We start from the raw sequence: 17,180 nt of genomic DNA, 5'->3' as shown, positions 1-17,180 counted from the left end.
CCGCTCCCGCAAAAGCCAGCCCGCACGCACCACCCACACCGCTCTGGTCCGACCATGCCCGACAGCTTTCTCTTCTACGACCTGGAAACCTTCGGTGCCGATCCGCGGCGCACGCGCATCGCCCAGTTCGCGGCGGTGCGCACCGATGCGGCGCTGAACGTGGTCGAGGAGCCGGTCAGTTTCTTCGTGCAGCCGGCCGACGACCTGCTGCCCTCGCCGATCGCGACGCTGATCACCGGCATCGCCCCGCAGCAGGCCCTGCGCGACGGGGTCAACGAGGCCGATGCGTTCGCGCGCATCGCCGAGCAGATGGCGCGGCCGCAGACCTGCACGCTGGGCTACAACTCGCTGCGCTTCGACGACGAATTCGTGCGCCACGGCCTGTTCCGCAATTTCCACGATCCGTACGAGCGCGAGTGGCGCGGCGGCAATTCGCGCTGGGACCTGCTGGACATGCTGCGGCTGATGCACGCGCTGCGCCCGGACGGCGTGGTCTGGCCGCAGCGCGAGGACGGCGCCACCTCGTTCAAGCTGGAACAGCTGGCGCTGGCCAACGGCGTGCGCGACGGCGACGCGCACGAGGCGCTGTCCGACGTCTATGCCACCATCGGCATGGCGCGGCTGTTCCGCGAGCGGCAACCGCGGCTGTGGGACTACGCGCTGAAACTGCGCGACAAGCGCTTCTGCGGCGGCCTGCTCGACGTGGTGGCGATGCAGCCCGTGCTGCACGTGTCGATGCGCTATCCGGCCGCGCGCCTGTGCGCCGCACCGGTGCTGCCGCTGGCGCGGCATCCGCGGATCGACAGCCGGGTGCTGGTGTTCGACCTGGAAGGCGATATCGAGCCGCTGCTGCGCTACACCCCGGAGCAGATCGCCGACCGCCTGTACACCCCGCAGGCCGACCTGCCCGAAGGCGAGCAGCGCATCCCGCTGAAGGAAGTGCACCTGAACAAGGCGCCGGCGCTGGTCGCCTGGTCGCACCTGCGCGATGCGGATTTCGCCCGCCTGCAGATCGACCCGGCGCAGATCCTGGCCAAGGCCGCGCGCCTGCGCGAGGCCGGGCCGGAACTGGCCGAGAAGGTCCGCCGCGTGTTCGGCAACGAACGCGCGGCGGCTCCGGCCGACGTGGATGCCTCGCTGTACGACGGCTTCCTGGCCGACACCGACAAGCGCGCGATGGCGCAGGTGCGCGCGACCCCGCCGGCACAGCTGGCGCCGCTGGAAACCGGCTTCCGCGATCCGCGCCTGCCCGAGCTGTTGTTCCGCTACCGCGCGCGCAACTGGCCGCAGACGCTGTCCATCGTCGAGCAGAACCGCTGGGACGATTACCGGCGCCGGCGCCTGCACGGCGACAGCGGCCTGTCCGAACTCGGCCTGGACGGCTACTTCGCGCAGCTCGCCGATTTACGTCTGGCTCACTCCGATGATGCTACCAAGCAAGCCCTGCTCGATCAGCTGGCCGCCTGGGGCCAGGACCTGCAACGGACTCTATGACCTCTTATTTCAGCGACGCCAGCTTCAAGTTCCTGCGTGCCCTGGCGCGGCACAACGACAAGGCCTGGTTCAACGACAACCGGCACAAGTACGAGGAGCACGTGCGCCAGCCGTTCCTGCGCCTGATCACCGACCTGCAGCCGGACCTGGCCCAGGTCAGCGACCATTTCCGCTCCGACCCGCGCGGCGTCGGCGGCTCGCTGTTCCGCATCCATCGCGACGCGCGCTTCTCCCACGACAAATCGCCGTACAAGACCTGGCAGGGCGCACGCCTGTTCCACGAGCGGCGCAAACAGGTACCGGCGCCGTCGTTCTACATCCACCTGCAGCCGGGCGAGAGCTTCGTCGGCGCCGGCCTGTGGCATCCGGAGCCGGACACGCAGCGCAAGGTGCGCCAGTTCATCTTCGACAACCCGGGCAGCTGGAAAGCCGCCGCGCACGCGCCGAAGCTACGCCGCCGCTTCGATTTCGAGGCCACGGAAATGCTGGTGCGGCCGCCGCGCGGCTTCCCCGCCGAGTTCGAGTTCATCGACGACCTCAAGCACAAGAACTGGGTGTTCTGGCGCCAGCTCGACGACGCCACCATGACCGGGCCGAAACTGCGCTCGCTGGTGGCGGCCGATCTGCAGACGCTGGCCCCGTTCGTGGACTATTTGTGCGCGGCCCTGGATCTGGAATTTTGAGGCAGTCCGCTTTCCCTGTAGGAGCGGCTTCAGCCGCGACAGGCATCATCGGTAACGCCTGTCGCGGCTGAAGCCGCTCCTACAAAAGATGCATCCGCACCGAGGCACACGATGAAAAAATGGCTGGCCTTGCTGTTCCTCGCCCTGCTCGCGCTCGGCGGCTACGTCGTCGCCGGGCCCTACCTGGCGATCCGCGGCATCAGCCAGGCGCTGGAACAGCGCGATGCGGCGGCGCTGGAGCGCTACGTCGACTTCCCCACCTTGCGGGTCAACCTGAAGGCGCAGGTCGACGATGCATTGCTGCGCCGCGCCGGGCCGGACCTGCAGGCCGGCCTGTTCGGCGGCGCGCTGCTGTCGCTGGCCGGCAGCGTCAGCGGCATGGGCGTGGATGCGATGGTCACCCCGGCCGGGATCGGCGCCTTGCTGCAGGGCGACGCGCTGTGGAAGCGCGCCAGCGGCGACACCGTCGGCGGCGACACCTATGCCGCGCCGCGTCCGCCGCAACCGTTGCGGCAGGCCGAGCACCGCTTCGAATCGACCTCGCGCTTCGTCGCCACCCTCCACACCGCCGACGGCACCGCGGTGCCCTGCGTCTTCACCCGCGACGGGCTGCGTTGGAAGCTCAGCAATATCCTGCTGCCGTTGTAGGAGCGGCTCTACGTGGCCTCGGGAGCCAGGATGGTATCCGCCTCCGCCGGTCGCGACCGAAGCCGCTGCCACAGTGACGGGCGGCATATCGCAGCGACGCGCCGCTCAGCGGCGCCAGGCGGTCGTTTCGAACGCCTGCTGCACGCGCCGGAACGGTACGCGCAACTGCCAGCGCGCCGACCACGGCAGGTGCGCCAATGCCGCGCGCGCGTCCAGCACCGGCAGATCGCCGGTCCAGGCGAACACCACGTGGTTGTCCAGTTCCGGCTCGTCCATGCGCAGCACCCGGCCGCCGAAGATCTTGCGCAGGTGCGCCACGTGCTGGCGGGTGTCGGTGTCGTACAGGTTCACCGCCAGCACGCCGCCGGGCGTCAGCGCGGCATGGCAATCGTCGTAGAAACCGCGCGTGCGCATCGCCGCGGGGATGCCGTCGGCATCGTAGGCATCGAGCAGCAGCAGGTCGTAGCGGCCGCGGCGCTGCGGCAGCAGCTGCGCACCGTCGCCGTGCAGCGCCTGGAAACGCGCGTCGTCGGCCGGGATGTGGAAGGCGTCGCGCAGCGCCAGCACGTCGGCATCGGCCTCGATCGCCTCGATGCGCGCCCGCGGCAGGTGCCGGTAGCAGAACTTGGCCTGCGAGCCGCCGCCCAGGCCGACGATGCCGATGCAGCGCGGCTCCGGCCGCAGCAGCAGAGCGCCGAGCATGCTGCGGGTGTAGTCCACTTCCAGCACGTGCGGCCACCAGGTGAGCATCCGGCTTTGCGTCACCTCGCCCTTGAACTGCAGGCTGGTGTAGCGCCAGCCGCGCTCCACGTACGGCCGTCCCGGGCGCAGCGCCTGCGTCTGCGCGCGGTCCGGCCTCAGCAACTGGCGCAGCGTGGCCCAGCGGCCTGCGCCGCCGCCGGAGGCCGCGCTCACGGCTTGGCGATGAGGTTGGCCACGCCGTGCGGCACATGCCCGGCGGCCACCCGCTCGCGCGCGGCGCTGTCGATGTTGTGCTGCGAGTCGTCGAAGAAGATGTCGGCGCCGAACGCCTGCAGGAACGGCCCCTTGTGGCGGCCGCCCAGGAACAGCGCCTCGTCCAGGCGCACGCCCCATTCGCGCAGCGTGCGGATCACCCGCTCGTGCGCCGGCGCCGAGCGCGCGGTGACCAGCGCGGTGCGGATCGGCGAGGCTTCGCCAGCCGGGAACGCGGACTGCAAGGCATGCAGCGCGGACAGGAAATTGCGGAACGGCCCGCCGGTCAGCGGCTCGCGCGCGTTCTCGCGCTCGTAGCGGCCGAACGCCTCCACGCCCTGCTCGCGCGAGAAGCGCTCGCCCTCGTCGCCGAAGATCACCGCATCGCCGTCGAAGGCGATGCGCAGCTGCGTGGACAACCGCTCCGAATCGATCGCTCCGGCCGCCGCGGCCGCTTCCTGCGCATGTTCGCCCGGCGGCTTGGGCAGGATCGTCGCCGCGGCGATGCCGTGGCTCAGCGCGCGCCGCACCGATTCCGGATTCGCCGACAGGAACAGGTCGGTGCCGAACGGCTTGACGTAGGGCCAGGTGGCCTCGCCGGAGGTGAAGGTGGCGCGGACGATGCCCAGCCCGTAGTGCTGGATCGAATTGAAGATGCGCAGCCCCGTATCGGCGGAATTGCGCGACAGCAGGATCACCTCCACCGGCGGCGTCTCCGGCGGCGTGCCCTGGTTCAGCGCCAGCAGCTTGCGCACCACCGGGAACGCCACGCCCGGCGCCAGCACATCGTCCTCGCGCTCGCGCTGGTACGCGCTGTACGCCTCCACTCCCTGCTGCTCGAACAGGGCATGGCCCTCTTCCAGATCGAACAGGGCACGCGAGGTGATCGCGACGGTTAGCAGGCGGGGGGAGTTGTCGGACATGGGAGCAGGGATTCGGAATTGGGGATTCGGGATTGGCAAAAGCGGTCAATTGGATCGGAAAGCAGATAGAGAAAGCGACAGAAAGGCAGACTGGCGGTTGCGAATCCCCAATCCCGACTCCCCAATCCCCGCTTTCAAACCATAAATTGCTCGCTCAAGATCCGCTCCTCCAGGTTGTGCTCCGGATCGAACAGCAGGGTGACCAGGCGGTCGCGCGATTCGCGGATGGTGACTTCGACCACGTCGCGGGTTTCGTGCGAGTCGGCGGTGACGCTGACCGGGCGCTTGTACGGATCGAGCACGCGCAGGCGCACTTCGGTGTCGGCCTTGAGGATCGCGCCGCGCCAGCGCCGCGGTCGGTAAGGCGCGATCGGGGTCAGCGCCAGGGTGTGCGAACCCAGCGGCAGGATCGGGCCGTGCGCCGAGGAGTTGTAGGCGGTGCTGCCGGCCGGCGTGGCCACCATCACCCCGTCGCAGATCAGTTCGTCGACGCGGGTCTGGCCGTTGAGGTCGATGCTGACGTGCGCGGCCTGGCGGGTCTGCCGCAGCAGCGACACTTCGTTGTAGGCCAGCGAACCGGTGGTGGTGCCGGACTCGGTCTGCGCCAGCATCTCCAGCGGCCGCAGCTTGGCCGGCTCGGCCTGCGCCAGCCGCACCACCAGATCGTCGTCCAGATACTGGTTCATCAGGAAGCCGACCGTGCCCAGTTTCATGCCGAACACCGGTTTGCCCAGGCCGCCGTGACGATGCAGGGTCTGCAGCATGAAGCCGTCGCCGCCGAGCGCGCACAGCACATCAGCGTCGGCCGGCGCATGGTCGCCATAGCGCGCGATCAGCTGGTCGCGCGCCGCGAGCGCGGCTGGCGCGGTGCTGGCGAGGAAACAGATGCGGGGAGAAGACGGCAGGACAGGAACGTTCATGCCGCGATCATACCCGGCACGCCGTTACGCGCGCGCGGCCACCCCGGCGGCGGCGACGCTAGCGTCCGGACGCGTAATCGTCGTAGACGGTGCGCGCGGCCTGTTCCTGCATGTCCTGGCGGACCGACGCCGGCACGACGGCGATCAGGCGTTCGCGGACCTGCTGCGCCAGCTGCGCGGACTTGATGTCGCCCATGCCCTCGCCCTGCCGCGCATCGGCCAGACACAACCAGTACCAGGCACGTGCGACATCCCGGCATGGCTGCGGGCCAAAGGCCTGGATCCAGGCCAGTTCGGGTTCCCAGCCCGCGCCCTCGCGCCAGCCGCGCGCGCCCCATTGCGCCAGCAGCGCGGCATGATCCGGTTCGGTACCGACGCCCAGAAAGCAGCGGCGGCCATATTCGCGGTAGGCGACGCTGAAGCGATTGTCCAGCCAGGTACGGGCATAGACCGCGCGCTTCAATGCGGCCAGCGCCGCGACCGGCTCGCCGCTGGCATCCAGGTGCAGAAACCAGGCATACGCGGCGTCGCCGAAGGATTTCCTGGACAGCGCGCGCAGCGGCGCCAGGTTGCCTTGCCGCTGTTGCTGCAACGCACGCTGCAGCCGCACCTCCAGCGAAGGCCGCCGGGCCAGGAGCACCAGCAGCAGCACGACGAACGCGGGAATCAGAAGGTAGAGCATGGTCTCTGCCGGCGCGAAGCCGCGGAACGCGAAGCGGACGGTACGCGGGGAACCGGACCGGCCAGCGCCAGGGCAAACGGCCCCACGCGCATGGCCATGGGCATCATGCGACGTGCGCCGGCATCGCGACAAGCGCGACGCCTGCGATCACGCCCCTTTCGTGAAAGAGGCATGGCGACGGCCGCAGCGACCGGGCCGCAGGGCCCGGCGCTGCCGACCTGCGCGTCGGGCCCGCGTCGCGGACCCGCGCACGGGTCACACCCCGTGCGCCGCCAGCTGGCCCAGCCGCTGCACCGCCACCGACACCGTCGGGTAGTCCAGCGCCTTCTGCGCCGACAGCTCCTGCAGCATGTTCAAGGTGAAGCGCAGGCTGCTGTCGTCGCGCTGCAGCCACTGCTGCACCTTGGCCTCGGCATTGCCGCCCGGCAACGCCAGGGCCTGCCCGGCCAACGCGCTGTGGTGCTTGGCCAGTTCGTCGCGCAGCACGCCGCGGGCCACCGCATGCCAGCGGCCGTTGACCTCCAGCGCGTCGATCTGCTCGAACAGCCACGGCAGCTGCAAGGCCTCGCCGAGGCGGAAATGCACCTTCGACACCTCCACCGGCTTGAGCTTGCGGGTGCGCGCCATCTCGATGATGTCGAACGCCGGCTCCAGGAAGCGCAGTTCCGACAGCTGCTGCGCCAGCGCCGGCGGCAGGCCCTTGTCCTGCCATTCCTGCACCAGCGCCTCGTACAGCGGACGCTGCGAGTCCGACAGCACGCCGGAGGCGACGCGGATGTCGTTGAACGGCTCGTGGTAGCGCTCCACCGCCGCGGTGATGCCGGGCATCGGGCCGGGACGGAACAGCAGCCAGCGCACGAACGCGCGCTGCAGCTTCCAGATCACTTCCAGCGCATCGATCTGCACCGACTCGGGCACCTGCCCGTCCAGCGCGTCGATCTGCGTCCACAGCGCGCGCGCGTCCAGCGTCTCGCGGCTGATCGTGTACGCCTTGGCCACCTCGCCGATGCTGCGCCCGGTGTCTTCCTGCATGCGCATCAGGAAGGTCGCGCCCATGCGATTGATGGTGGTGTTGGTGACCGCGGTGGCGATGATCTCGCGCTTCAGCCGGTGCCGCTCCATCGCATCGGCGTATTTCTTCTGCAGCGGCTGCGGGAAGTAGCGCTGCAGCTCCTTGGACAGGTACGGGTCCTCGGGGATGTCCGATTCCAGCAGCTGCTGGAACGCGACCAGCTTGGAGTAGGACAGCAGCACCGCCAGCTCCGGCCGGGTCAGGCCCTGGCCGCGCGCCTTGCGCGCGGAAATCTCCGCGTCCGACGGCAGGTATTCGATCTGCCGGTCGAGCAGGCCCTGCGCTTCCAGGGTGCGGATGAAGTGCTGCTTGGAGCCCAGGCGCTTGACGCTCATCCGCTCCATCAGGCTCAGCGCCTGGTTCTGGCGGATGTTGTCCCACAGCACCAGCTCGGCGACCTCGTCGGTCATCGACGCCAGCAGGGTGTTGCGCGCCGCCACGGTCAGCTTCTTGGCCTGCACCACGTCGTTGAGCAGGATCTTGATGTTGACCTCGTGGTCGGAGGTGTCCACGCCGGCCGAGTTGTCGATGAAGTCGGTGTTGAGCAGCACCCCGACCTGCGCGGCCTCGATGCGGCCGAGCTGGGTCAGGCCCAGGTTGCCGCCTTCGCCGACGATCCTGCAGCGCAGCTCGCCGCCGTTGACGCGCAGGCCGTTATTGGCGCGGTCGCCGACATCGCCATGGGTCTCGCTGGCGGCCTTGACGTAGGTGCCGATGCCGCCGTTCCAGAACAGGTCCACCGGCGCCTTGAGGATCGCGTTCATCAGCTCGTTCGGCGAGAGCTGCTTGACGCCCGCTTCCAGGCCCAGCGCCTCGCGCACCGGCGCGCTGATCTCGATCGACTTCAGCGTGCGCGGATAGAGGCCGCCGCCGGCGCTGATCAGCTTGGCGTCGTAGTCGGCCCAGCTGGAGCGCGGCAGCTTGAACAGGCGCTCGCGCTCGGCGAACGAGGCCGCGGGGTCCGGATTCGGATCCAGGAAGATGTGGCGGTGGTCGAACGCGGCCAGCAGGCGGATGTGCCGCGACAGCAGCATGCCGTTGCCGAACACGTCGCCGGACATGTCGCCGATGCCGACCACGCTGAAGTCCTCGCTCTGGCAATCGCGGCCCAGCGCGCGGAAGTGGCGCTTGACCGACTCCCAGGCGCCGCGCGCGGTGATGCCCATGCCCTTGTGGTCGTAACCGACCGAGCCGCCGGAGGCGAACGCGTCGCCCAGCCAGAAGCCGTGGTCGATCGCCAGCCCGTTGGCGATGTCGGAGAACGTGGCGGTGCCCTTGTCCGCGGCGACCACCAGGTACGGATCGTCCTGGTCGTGGCGCACCACCTGCGGCGGCGGCACGATCTTGCCGCCGACGATGTTGTCGGTGATGTCGAGCAGGCCCTGGATGAACAGCTTGTAGCAGGCGATGCCTTCGGCCAGCACCGCGTCGCGGTCGCCACCGGCGGGCGAGCGCTTGCAGAAGAAGCCGCCCTTGGCGCCGACCGGCACGATCACCGTGTTCTTGACCATCTGCGCCTTGACCAGGCCCAGCACCTCGGTGCGGAAATCCTCGCGCCGGTCCGACCAGCGCAGGCCGCCGCGCGCCACCGCGCCGAAGCGCAGGTGCACGCCTTCCACGCGCGGGCCGTACACGAAGATCTCGCGGTACGGGCGCGGCTTGGGCAGCTCCGGCACCTTGGCCGAATCGAGCTTGAAGCTGATGCAGTGGCCCAGGCCGCCGTCCTTGCCGGTCTGGTAGTAGCTGGTGCGCAGGGTCGCTTCGATCACGCCCTTGAAGCTGCGCAGGATGCGGTCCTCGTCGAGGCTGGCGACCTGGTCGAACAGCTTCAGCAGCGCGGCATTGGCCGCCTCCAGCTGCGCATCGCGGTCGCCGCGGCGCGCGTCGATCACCGGTTGCAGCGCCTTCAGCGCGCCTTCGTCGCCGGCCGCCAGCAGGTGCAGCTGCGCCGTCAGCGCGGCCTGGCCGTCGGCGATCTGCGCCTTGCTCTCGTTGCCGGTGGCCGGATCGAAACGCGCTTCGAACAGTTCCACCAGCAGCCGTGCCAGCAGCGGATAGCGCGTGCAGGTCTCTTCGACGTAGGCCTGCGAGAACGGCACCCCGGTCTGCAGCAGGTATTTGCAGTAGCCGCGCAGGATCGCCACCTGGCGCCAGCCCAGGCCGGCGCCGACGATCAGGCGGTTGAAGCCGTCGTTCTCGGCATCGCCGCGCCAGATGCGCACGAACGCCTCGCACAGCGGCGCGTCGGCGCGTTCGACGTCGATGCTGCCGGCCAGCGGCTCCACTTCGAAGTCCTGGATGTACAGCAGCGTGCCGTCCACGGTCAGCCGGTACGGGCGCTCGGAGATCACCCGCAGGCCCAGGTTCTCCATCATCGGCAGCACGTCCGACAGCGGCAGGTCGTCGCGCTGGCGGTACAGCTTCAGGCGCAGGCTGTCGGCGCCGTCGCGGCGCAGCGACTGCAGGCTCAGGTGCAGGTCGTCGGGACCGCGCAGCGCGGCCAGGCGCTCGACGTCGCGCGCGGCGATCTGCGCGGTCGATTCCTCGATGTAGCCGGCCGGCAGCGCGCGGCCGTAGTTGGCCGCCAGGCGCAGGCCGTCGCGCTCGCCGCGGCTGGCGACCAGCGCCTCGCGCAGGTCGTCCTGCCAGTTGCGCAGCAGGTGCGCCAGGCGCGCTTCCAGTTCGGTGGTATCGAATTCCAGCGCTTCGCCGGGCTTTGGCCGCACGATCAGGTGCAGCTGCGCCAGCGGCGATTCGCCCAGCACCACGCTGGAATCGATGTATTCGCCGTGCAGCGCGTCCTTCAGCAGGGCCTCGATGCGCAGGCGCACGTCGGTGTTGAAGCGCTCGCGCGGGATGTACACGAGTGCGGAAATGAAGCGGCCGTACTTGTCGCGGCGCAGGAACAGGCGGCTGCGCACCCGCTCCTGCAGGCCGAGGATGCCCATCGCGGTGCGGTACAGCTCCTCCTCGTTGGACTGGAACAGTTCCTCGCGCGGCAGCGTCTCCAGGATGTGGCGCAGCGCCTTGCCGCTATGGCTGCTCGGGGTCAGCCCGGACTTGCGCATCACGTAGTCGTGGCGCTCGCGCACCAGCGGGATCTCCCACGGCCGGCGATTGTAGGCGCTGGACGTGAACAGGCCGAGGAAACGCTGCTCGGCGACGATGCGGCCCTTGGCGTTGAACTCCAGCACGCCGATGTAGTCCATGTAGCCGCTGCGGTGCACCCGCGAGCGCGCGTTGGTCTTGGTCAGGATCAGCGCTTCCTTGATCCCCGATTCGCTGAGGCCGTGCGCGGCCAGGGTGCGCACCGGCCGCGCCGGCGACTTGTCGTGGCCGCGCAGCAGGCCCAGGCCGCTGTCCTCCAGCGGCGCCAGCACGTCTTCGCCGCCCTGCTTCTCGACCCGGTATTCGCGGTAGCCGAAGAAGGTGAAATGGTCGGCCGCGGCCCAGCGCAGGAATTCCTGCGCCTCGCGCCGGCCCTTGTCGTCCACCGGCAGGCGCCGCGTGGTCAGGTCGTCGGCCAGGGTCAGCATCTTCTCGCGCATGCCGCTCCAGTCGCGCACGATGTTGCGCACCTCGCCGAGGATGCGCTGGATCGCCGCGTCCACCCGCGGCATGTCCTCCGGCGGCTGCCGGTCGATCTCCAGCAGCATCAGCGATTCCGGCTTGCCCTCGCCGACCGTCTCCAGCTTGCCGCCCTTGTCGCGGCTCATGCGCAGCACCGGGTGGCCGAGCACGTGCACGCCGATGCCCAGCTCCGACAGCGCCATGCTCACCGAATCCACCAGGAACGGCATGTCGTCGTTGACGATCTGCAGCACCGTGCGCGAGGACTCCCAGCCGTCTTCCTTCAGGCTCGGATTGAACACCCGCACGTTGAACGTGCCCGGCTTGCGCTTGCGCGCGAACTCCAGCATCGACGCCGCCAGCGCGGCCCATTCCTGCGCGCTGTGGTGGGGGAACTCGTCCTCCTCCATGCGCTTGTAGAACTCCTCGGCGAAGGCCTGCGCCTCGGCCTGGCGGCCGCCCGGGTAGCGCTGGCGCAGGGCCGCGTACACCGGCTCCAGGCTGAAGCCGCCGGCGGAAGCGGCCGGCACGGCGTCGATCACCCGCGAATTGGCGGTGGCGCGCGCCGCGCCGCGCTTGTTCGCGACCGGTGCGGCCTTGGCCTGCTTGGCCGACGGCTTGGCGGACGCCTTGGACGAGGGGGAAGCGGGCTTGGACGCGGACTTGCTGGAGGATCCGGCCGAGGACGTGCTGGAACGGGAAGCGTCTGATTTGGGTTTCATGACGGGGAGCAACAACGATGCTCGTTGGGAAAGCCAGAATTGTACCGGTGGCGCGTTCAACTACCTTGCTGCATGGCGCAAACCAGCGCCGGGAACGAAACGACGCGCCATATCGGGCAAAGTCGCGCGCGCCGCCGTCACGCCGTCATAACTTCGTGCAGTGGAGCGTCGCCGATGCCGGGACTTGTCGCGATCGGCGCGCCGATGTCAAGGCTGTTCCAATTCTAAACTGGACGGTATAGTCCACATTCAATGACCGCCTCCCCTGCCCCGTCCCGCCTGCCTCAGGCGCGCGATCAGCGCGTGTACGCCGCCGTGCGCGAACTGTTGGCCGAAGCCGGCATGCGCCTGAGCATGGATGCGGTGGCCGCCCGCGCCGGCTGCTCCAAGCAGACCCTGTACAGCCGCTACCGCAGCAAGCAGGACCTGCTGCAGCGGGTGATGCAGGACCATACCGAACTGAGCGCCACGCACCTGGGTCCGGCGCAGGGCGAACTGCGCGGCAGCCTGCTGCGCTTCGCCCGCGAGTACCTGGAGCAGCTGTCCGAGCCGAGCGTGCTGCAGAGCTGCCAGCTGATCGCGGCCGAATCGCGGCATTTCCCCGAGCAGGTCCGCGCGCTGTTCCGCGACAGCGCCGAGGCGCTGATGCAGCGCCTGAGCGAACGCCTGCAACTGGCGGTGGCCGCCGGCCAGCTGCGCCATGACGATCCGCACTTCATGGCCGAACTGCTGTTGAGCATGATCGTCGGGATGGATTTCGAGCGCCAACGCTTCCATACCGCCCATCGCAGCGACGCCGCCGCGCAGCGCGCCTGGGCCGAATTCGCCGTCGACGGTTTCCTGCGCGCGTTCGCCGCGCCCCCTGCCCCTTCCCTTTCGTTTTCGACACCAGACCGGAGTACCACCCGATGACCTCCCCGTTGCGTTCTCTCGCCCTGGCCTGCGCCGTCGTGGTGGTGTTGGCGTCCTGCAAGAAACAAGAAGAACAGCAGGCCATGCCGCCGCCGGAAGTGGGCGTGCTGGAAGCCAAGCCGCAGACGCTGCCGTTGCAGCGCGACATGGTCGGGCGCCTGTCCGCCTACCGCAGCGCCGACGTGCGCGCCCGCGTGGCCGGGGTGCTGGAAAAGCGCCTGTACACCGAAGGCACCGACGTGAAGGAAGGCCAGCCGCTGTTCCAGATCGATCCGGCGCCGCTGCGCGCCTCGCTGGCGTCGGCGCAGGGCCAGCTGGCCGCGGCCGAGGCCACCTACGCCAACGCCAAGGTCGCCGCCACCCGCGCGCGCAGCCTGGCGCCGCAGGCCTACGTGTCCAAGTCCGACCTGGACACCGCCGAGGCCACCGAACGCACCTCGGCCGCGTCGGTGCAGCAGGCGCGCGCCGCGGTGGACACCGCACGCATCAACCTGGGCTACGCCACCGTCACCGCGCCGATCGCCGGCCGCGCCGGCAAGCAGCAGGTCACCGAAGGCGCGCTGGTCGGCCAGGGCGACACCACCCTGCTGACCACGATCGACCAGCTCGACCCGCTGTACGTGAACTTCTCGATGAGTTCGGACGAACTGGCGCAGCTGCGCCAGGCGCAGACCCAGGGCAACGTGGCGCTGAACGACGAGGGCAAGTCGACCGTGCAGGTCAAGCTCGGCGACGGCAGCGTCTACGCCCAGTCCGGCACGCTGGACTTCTCCGACACCGCGGTCGACCCGAGCACCGGCTCGGTGACCCTGCGCGCCCTGCTGCCCAATCCGGACCGGGTGCTGCTGCCCGGCGCGTTCGTCAGCTTCGCCGCCAACCTGGGCCAGCGCAACAACGCCTACCTGATCCCGCAGGAAGCGATCCAGCGCGACGCCAAGGGCGCCTACGCGCTGGTGGTCGGCAAGGACGGCAAGGTGCTGCGCAAGGACGTGGTCACGGTCGGCCAGCAGGAAGGCAAGTGGATCGTCGGTTCCGGCCTGGCCGCCGGCGACCAGGTCATCGTCTCCGGCCTGCAGAAGGCCAAGGAAGGCGCGCCGGCCAAGGCCACGCCGTGGACCCCGGGCGCTCCGGGCCAGGCCCCGGGCGGCACCGCGCCGCAGGGCCAGGCACCCGCTGGCGCCGCGCCGCAGGACAAGGCCGCCGGCCAACCGCAGGGCGCAGCGAGCGGCGACACGCCGGCCGCCGCGGCCGATTCCAAGCCCGAGCAGCAGTAACGGACCCCCGCCATGCCTAAGTTCTTCATCGAACACCCGGTCTTCGCCTGGGTGGTGGCGATCCTGATCTCGCTCAGCGGCGTGATCGCCATCCTCAACCTCGGCGTCGAATCCTATCCCTCGATCGCGCCGCCGCAGGTCACCGTCACCGCGACCTACCCCGGCGCCAGCGCCGACACCACCGAGCGCTCGGTCACCCAGGTGATCGAGCAGCAGCTGACCGGCATCGATCACCTGCTGTACTTCAGCTCCTCGTCCTCCTCCAGCGGCACCGCCACCGTCACCCTGACCTTCGAGACCGGCACCAATGCCGACATCGCCCAGGTGCAGGTGCAGAACAAGGTGTCGCTGGCGACGCCGCGCCTGCCCTCGGAAGTGACCGCGCAGGGCGTGGTGGTGGCCAAGGCCAACGCCGGCTTCCTCAGCGTGATCGCGCTGCGCTCGGAAAACCCGTCGATCGACCGCAGCGCGCTCAACGACATCGTCGGCTCGCGCGTGCTGGAGCAGATCTCGCGCGTGCCCGGCGTCGGCAGCACCCAGCAGTTCGGCGCCGAATACGCGATGGACATCTGGCTGAACCCGGAAAAGCTGCAGGGCTATCACCTGTCGCCGAGCCAGGTGTACAACGCGATCAGCGCGCAGAACGTGCAGTTCGCCGCCGGCTCGATCGGCTCCGATCCGGCCCCGTCCGGGCAGTCGTTCACCGCCACGGTCACCGCCGAAGGCCGCTTCAGCTCGCCCGAGCAGTTCGAGAACATCATCCTGCGCGCGGACAGCAACGGCAGCGTGGTGCGGCTGAAGGACGTGGCGCGGGTCGCGTTCGGCCCGACCAGCTTCGGCGTGGACACCCAGTACAACGGCAAGCCGACCGGCGCGTTCGCGATCCAGCTGCTGCCCGGCGCCAACGCGCTGAGCGTGACCGAGGCGGTCAAGGCCAAGATGGACGAGCTGCAGCCCAGCTTCCCGCAGGGGGTGACCTGGTTCACCCCGTACGAGAGCACCACCTTCGTGCGGATCTCGATCGAGGAAGTGGTCAAGACCCTGATCGAGGCGATCGTGCTGGTGTTCCTGGTGATGCTGGTGTTCCTGCAGAACTTCCGCGCCACCATCATCCCCACCCTGGTGATCCCGGTGGCCTTGCTGGGCACCTTCCTGGGCATGTGGGTGATCGGCTTCACCATCAACCAGCTGACCCTGTTCGCGATGGTGCTGGCGATCGGCATCGTGGTCGACGATGCGATCGTGGTGATCGAGAACGTCGAACGCATCATGTCCGAAGAGCACATGGCGCCGAAGGCGGCCACGCAGAAGGCGATGACCCAGATCACCGGCGCGGTGGTGGCGATCACCGTGGTGCTGGCGGCGGTGTTCATCCCCTCGGCGATGCAGCCCGGCGCGGCCGGCGCGATCTACAAGCAGTTCGCGATCACCATCGCCATGGCGATGGGGTTCTCGGCGTTCCTGGCGCTGAGCTTCACCCCGGCGCTGTGCGCGGCGTTCCTGAAGGCCACCCACAACGAGAACCCGAACTGGGTGTACCGCACCTTCAACAAGTACTACGACAAGCTGTCGCACCGCTACGTCGGCGCGGTCGGCGGCACCATCCGCCGCGCGCCGCGCTGGATGGCGGTGTTCGCGTTGCTGGTGGTGCTGTGCGGCTTCCTGTTCACGCGCATGCCGAGCAGCTTCCTGCCCGAGGAAGATCAGGGCTTCGCGCTGGCGATCGTGCAGTTGCCGCCGGGCGCCACGGTCGGCCGCACCAACGAGGTGTTCGCGCAGATGCGCGGCGTGCTGCAGCAGCAGAAGGCCGTGGAAGGCATGCTGCAGGTGGCCGGCTTCAGCTTCCTGGGCCGCGGCGAGAACGTCGGCATGGGCTTCATCCGGCTCAAGCCGTGGGCCGACCGCGACGTCACCGCCACCGACCTGATCCAGCAGTTGAACGGGATGTTCTACGGCATCAAGGGCGCGCAGATCTTCGTGGTCAACCTGCCCACGGTGAACGGCCTGGGCCAGTTCGGCGGCTTCGACATGTGGCTGCAGGACCGCACCGGCGCCGGCGAGGAAGCGCTGACCCAGGCGCGCAACATCCTGCTCGGCAAGGCCGCCGCGCGCCAGGACGCGCTGGCCGGGGTGCGCCCCAACGGCCTGGAGAACGCGCCGCAGCTGCAGCTGAGCGTGGACCGCGTGCAGGCGCAGTCGATGGGCCTGTCGGTCAGCGACATCTACCAGTCGATCCAGATGATGCTGGCGCCGGTATACGTCAACGACTTCTTCTACGAAGGCCGCATCAAGCGCGTCAACATGCAGGCCGACGCGCCTTTCCGCACCGGACCGGAGTCGTTGAGCAACTTCTACGTGCCCAGCAGCAGCGCCACCGACAGCGACGGCCTGCCGCAGATGATCCCGCTGAGCACGGTGGTGAAGTCGAACTGGATCTACAGCTCGCCGTCGCTGAGCCGCTACAACGGCTATTCGGCGGTCAACGTGGTCGGCAATCCGGCCCCGGGCGGCAGTTCCGGCCAGGCGATGAGCGCGATGGAGGAGATCGTCAACACCGACCTGCCGCCGGGCTTCGGCTTCGACTGGAGCGGCATGTCCTACCAGGAGATCATCGCCGGCAACAGCGCCACGCTGCTGCTGGTGCTGTCGATCGTGGTGGTGTTCCTGTGCCTGGCGGCGCTGTACGAGAGCTGGTCGATCCCGGTGTCGGTACTACTGGTGGTGCCGATCGGCGTGCTCGGCGCGGTCACCTTCTCGCTGCTGCGCGGCCTGCCCTACGACATCTACTTCAAGATCGGCCTGATCACGGTGATCGGCCTGGCGGCGAAGAACGCGATCCTGATCGTGGAGTTCGCGGTGGAGCAGCGCGCGGCGGGCAAGACCCTGCGCGAGGCGGCCACCGAGGCGGCGCACCTGCGCTTCCGCCCGATCCTGATGACCTCGTTCGCGTTCATCCTCGGCGTGCTGCCGATGGCGATCTCCACCGGCGCCGGCGCCAACGCGCGCCACTCGATCGGCACCGGCGTGATCGGCGGCATGGTGTTCGCCACCGTGCTCGGCGTGCTGTTCATCCCGCTGTTCTTCGTGGTGGTGCGGCGCATGCTCGGCGACAAGCTGGACGAGCCGTCGAAGGAATACGCGGCGCTGCAGCAGGAAGGGCAGTCGCGGAATCAGCCGGATCGGTGAGGGGCCGGGATTGGGGATTCGGGATTGGGGATTCGTCAGAATCCCCGGCCCTTGAAATCCTCGGGTTCCTGATGCAAACAAAAAAAGCGGCCATGACGGCCGCTTTTTTTGTTCTCTCGGTCCCAGCGATGCCTGTGGCA

General features: G+C 69.1%; 11 protein-coding genes. 6 read left to right on the top strand and 5 right to left on the bottom strand.

The annotated features are described in order from the left end of the window. Positions 1 to 54: 54 nt before the first annotated feature. The 3 genes from sbcB (at position 55) to JR064_RS03880 (ending at position 2,825) form a co-directional block, all read left to right on the top strand. Positions 55 to 1,494, top strand: a complete 1,440-nt coding sequence (gene sbcB, locus JR064_RS03890) for an exodeoxyribonuclease I (RefSeq protein WP_179565073.1) — start codon at positions 55 to 57, stop codon at positions 1,492 to 1,494. Beyond that, positions 1,491 to 2,177, top strand: coding sequence for a DUF2461 domain-containing protein (locus JR064_RS03885; protein WP_179565075.1), 687 nt, complete (start codon positions 1,491 to 1,493; stop codon positions 2,175 to 2,177). The genes sbcB and JR064_RS03885 overlap by 4 nt, the downstream gene beginning before the upstream one ends. Before the next feature lie 111 nt (positions 2,178 to 2,288). Beyond that, a complete protein-coding gene (locus JR064_RS03880; RefSeq protein ID WP_179565077.1) occupies positions 2,289 to 2,825 on the top strand; it encodes a DUF2939 domain-containing protein in 537 nt (178 codons plus the stop codon). A 105-nt stretch (positions 2,826 to 2,930) separates the two neighbouring features. Here the strand turns inward: JR064_RS03880 and JR064_RS03875 are convergent, their stop codons facing one another. From JR064_RS03875 to JR064_RS03855, 5 genes are all read right to left on the bottom strand, one after another. Next, entirely contained in the window at positions 2,931 to 3,740 is an 810-nt protein-coding gene (locus JR064_RS03875) for a spermine/spermidine synthase domain-containing protein (protein ID WP_206228870.1), read from the bottom strand. After that, positions 3,737 to 4,702, bottom strand: a complete 966-nt coding sequence (locus JR064_RS03870) for a 5'-nucleotidase (protein WP_179565081.1) — start codon at positions 4,700 to 4,702, stop codon at positions 3,737 to 3,739. Before JR064_RS03870 ends, JR064_RS03875 begins: the two co-directional genes overlap by 4 nt. Positions 4,703 to 4,836: 134 nt before the next feature. Next, positions 4,837 to 5,607: an NAD kinase gene (locus JR064_RS03865; protein ID WP_179565650.1), complete on the bottom strand. Its 771-nt coding sequence runs from the start codon at positions 5,605 to 5,607 to the stop codon at positions 4,837 to 4,839. A 73-nt stretch (positions 5,608 to 5,680) separates the two neighbouring features. Beyond that, a complete protein-coding gene (locus JR064_RS03860; RefSeq protein WP_206228869.1) occupies positions 5,681 to 6,304 on the bottom strand; it encodes a hypothetical protein in 624 nt (207 codons plus the stop codon). A 255-nt stretch (positions 6,305 to 6,559) separates the two neighbouring features. Beyond that, a complete protein-coding gene (locus tag JR064_RS03855) occupies positions 6,560 to 11,668 on the bottom strand; it encodes an NAD-glutamate dehydrogenase (protein WP_206228868.1) in 5,109 nt (1,702 codons plus the stop codon). A 252-nt stretch (positions 11,669 to 11,920) separates the two neighbouring features. Between JR064_RS03855 and JR064_RS03850 the strand changes: the two genes are divergently transcribed. The 3 genes from JR064_RS03850 to JR064_RS03840 are packed head-to-tail and all read left to right on the top strand — an operon-like array spanning position 11,921 to position 17,040. Next, a complete protein-coding gene (locus JR064_RS03850; protein WP_185823849.1) occupies positions 11,921 to 12,580 on the top strand; it encodes a TetR/AcrR family transcriptional regulator in 660 nt (219 codons plus the stop codon). Continuing rightward, positions 12,577 to 13,854 (top strand): efflux RND transporter periplasmic adaptor subunit, encoded by a 1,278-nt coding sequence (locus JR064_RS03845; protein ID WP_206228867.1) that lies wholly within the window; start codon positions 12,577 to 12,579, stop codon positions 13,852 to 13,854. Before JR064_RS03850 ends, JR064_RS03845 begins: the two co-directional genes overlap by 4 nt. 12 nt (positions 13,855 to 13,866) lie before the next feature. Beyond that, positions 13,867 to 17,040, top strand: a complete 3,174-nt coding sequence (locus JR064_RS03840) for a multidrug efflux RND transporter permease subunit (protein WP_206228866.1) — start codon at positions 13,867 to 13,869, stop codon at positions 17,038 to 17,040. Positions 17,041 to 17,180 lie beyond the last annotated feature (140 nt).

The organism is Xanthomonas bonasiae, assembly GCF_017163705.1.
Taxonomy (GTDB): domain Bacteria; phylum Pseudomonadota; class Gammaproteobacteria; order Xanthomonadales; family Xanthomonadaceae; genus Xanthomonas_A; species Xanthomonas_A bonasiae.
This window is presented reverse-complemented; position numbering and strand designations above follow the sequence as displayed.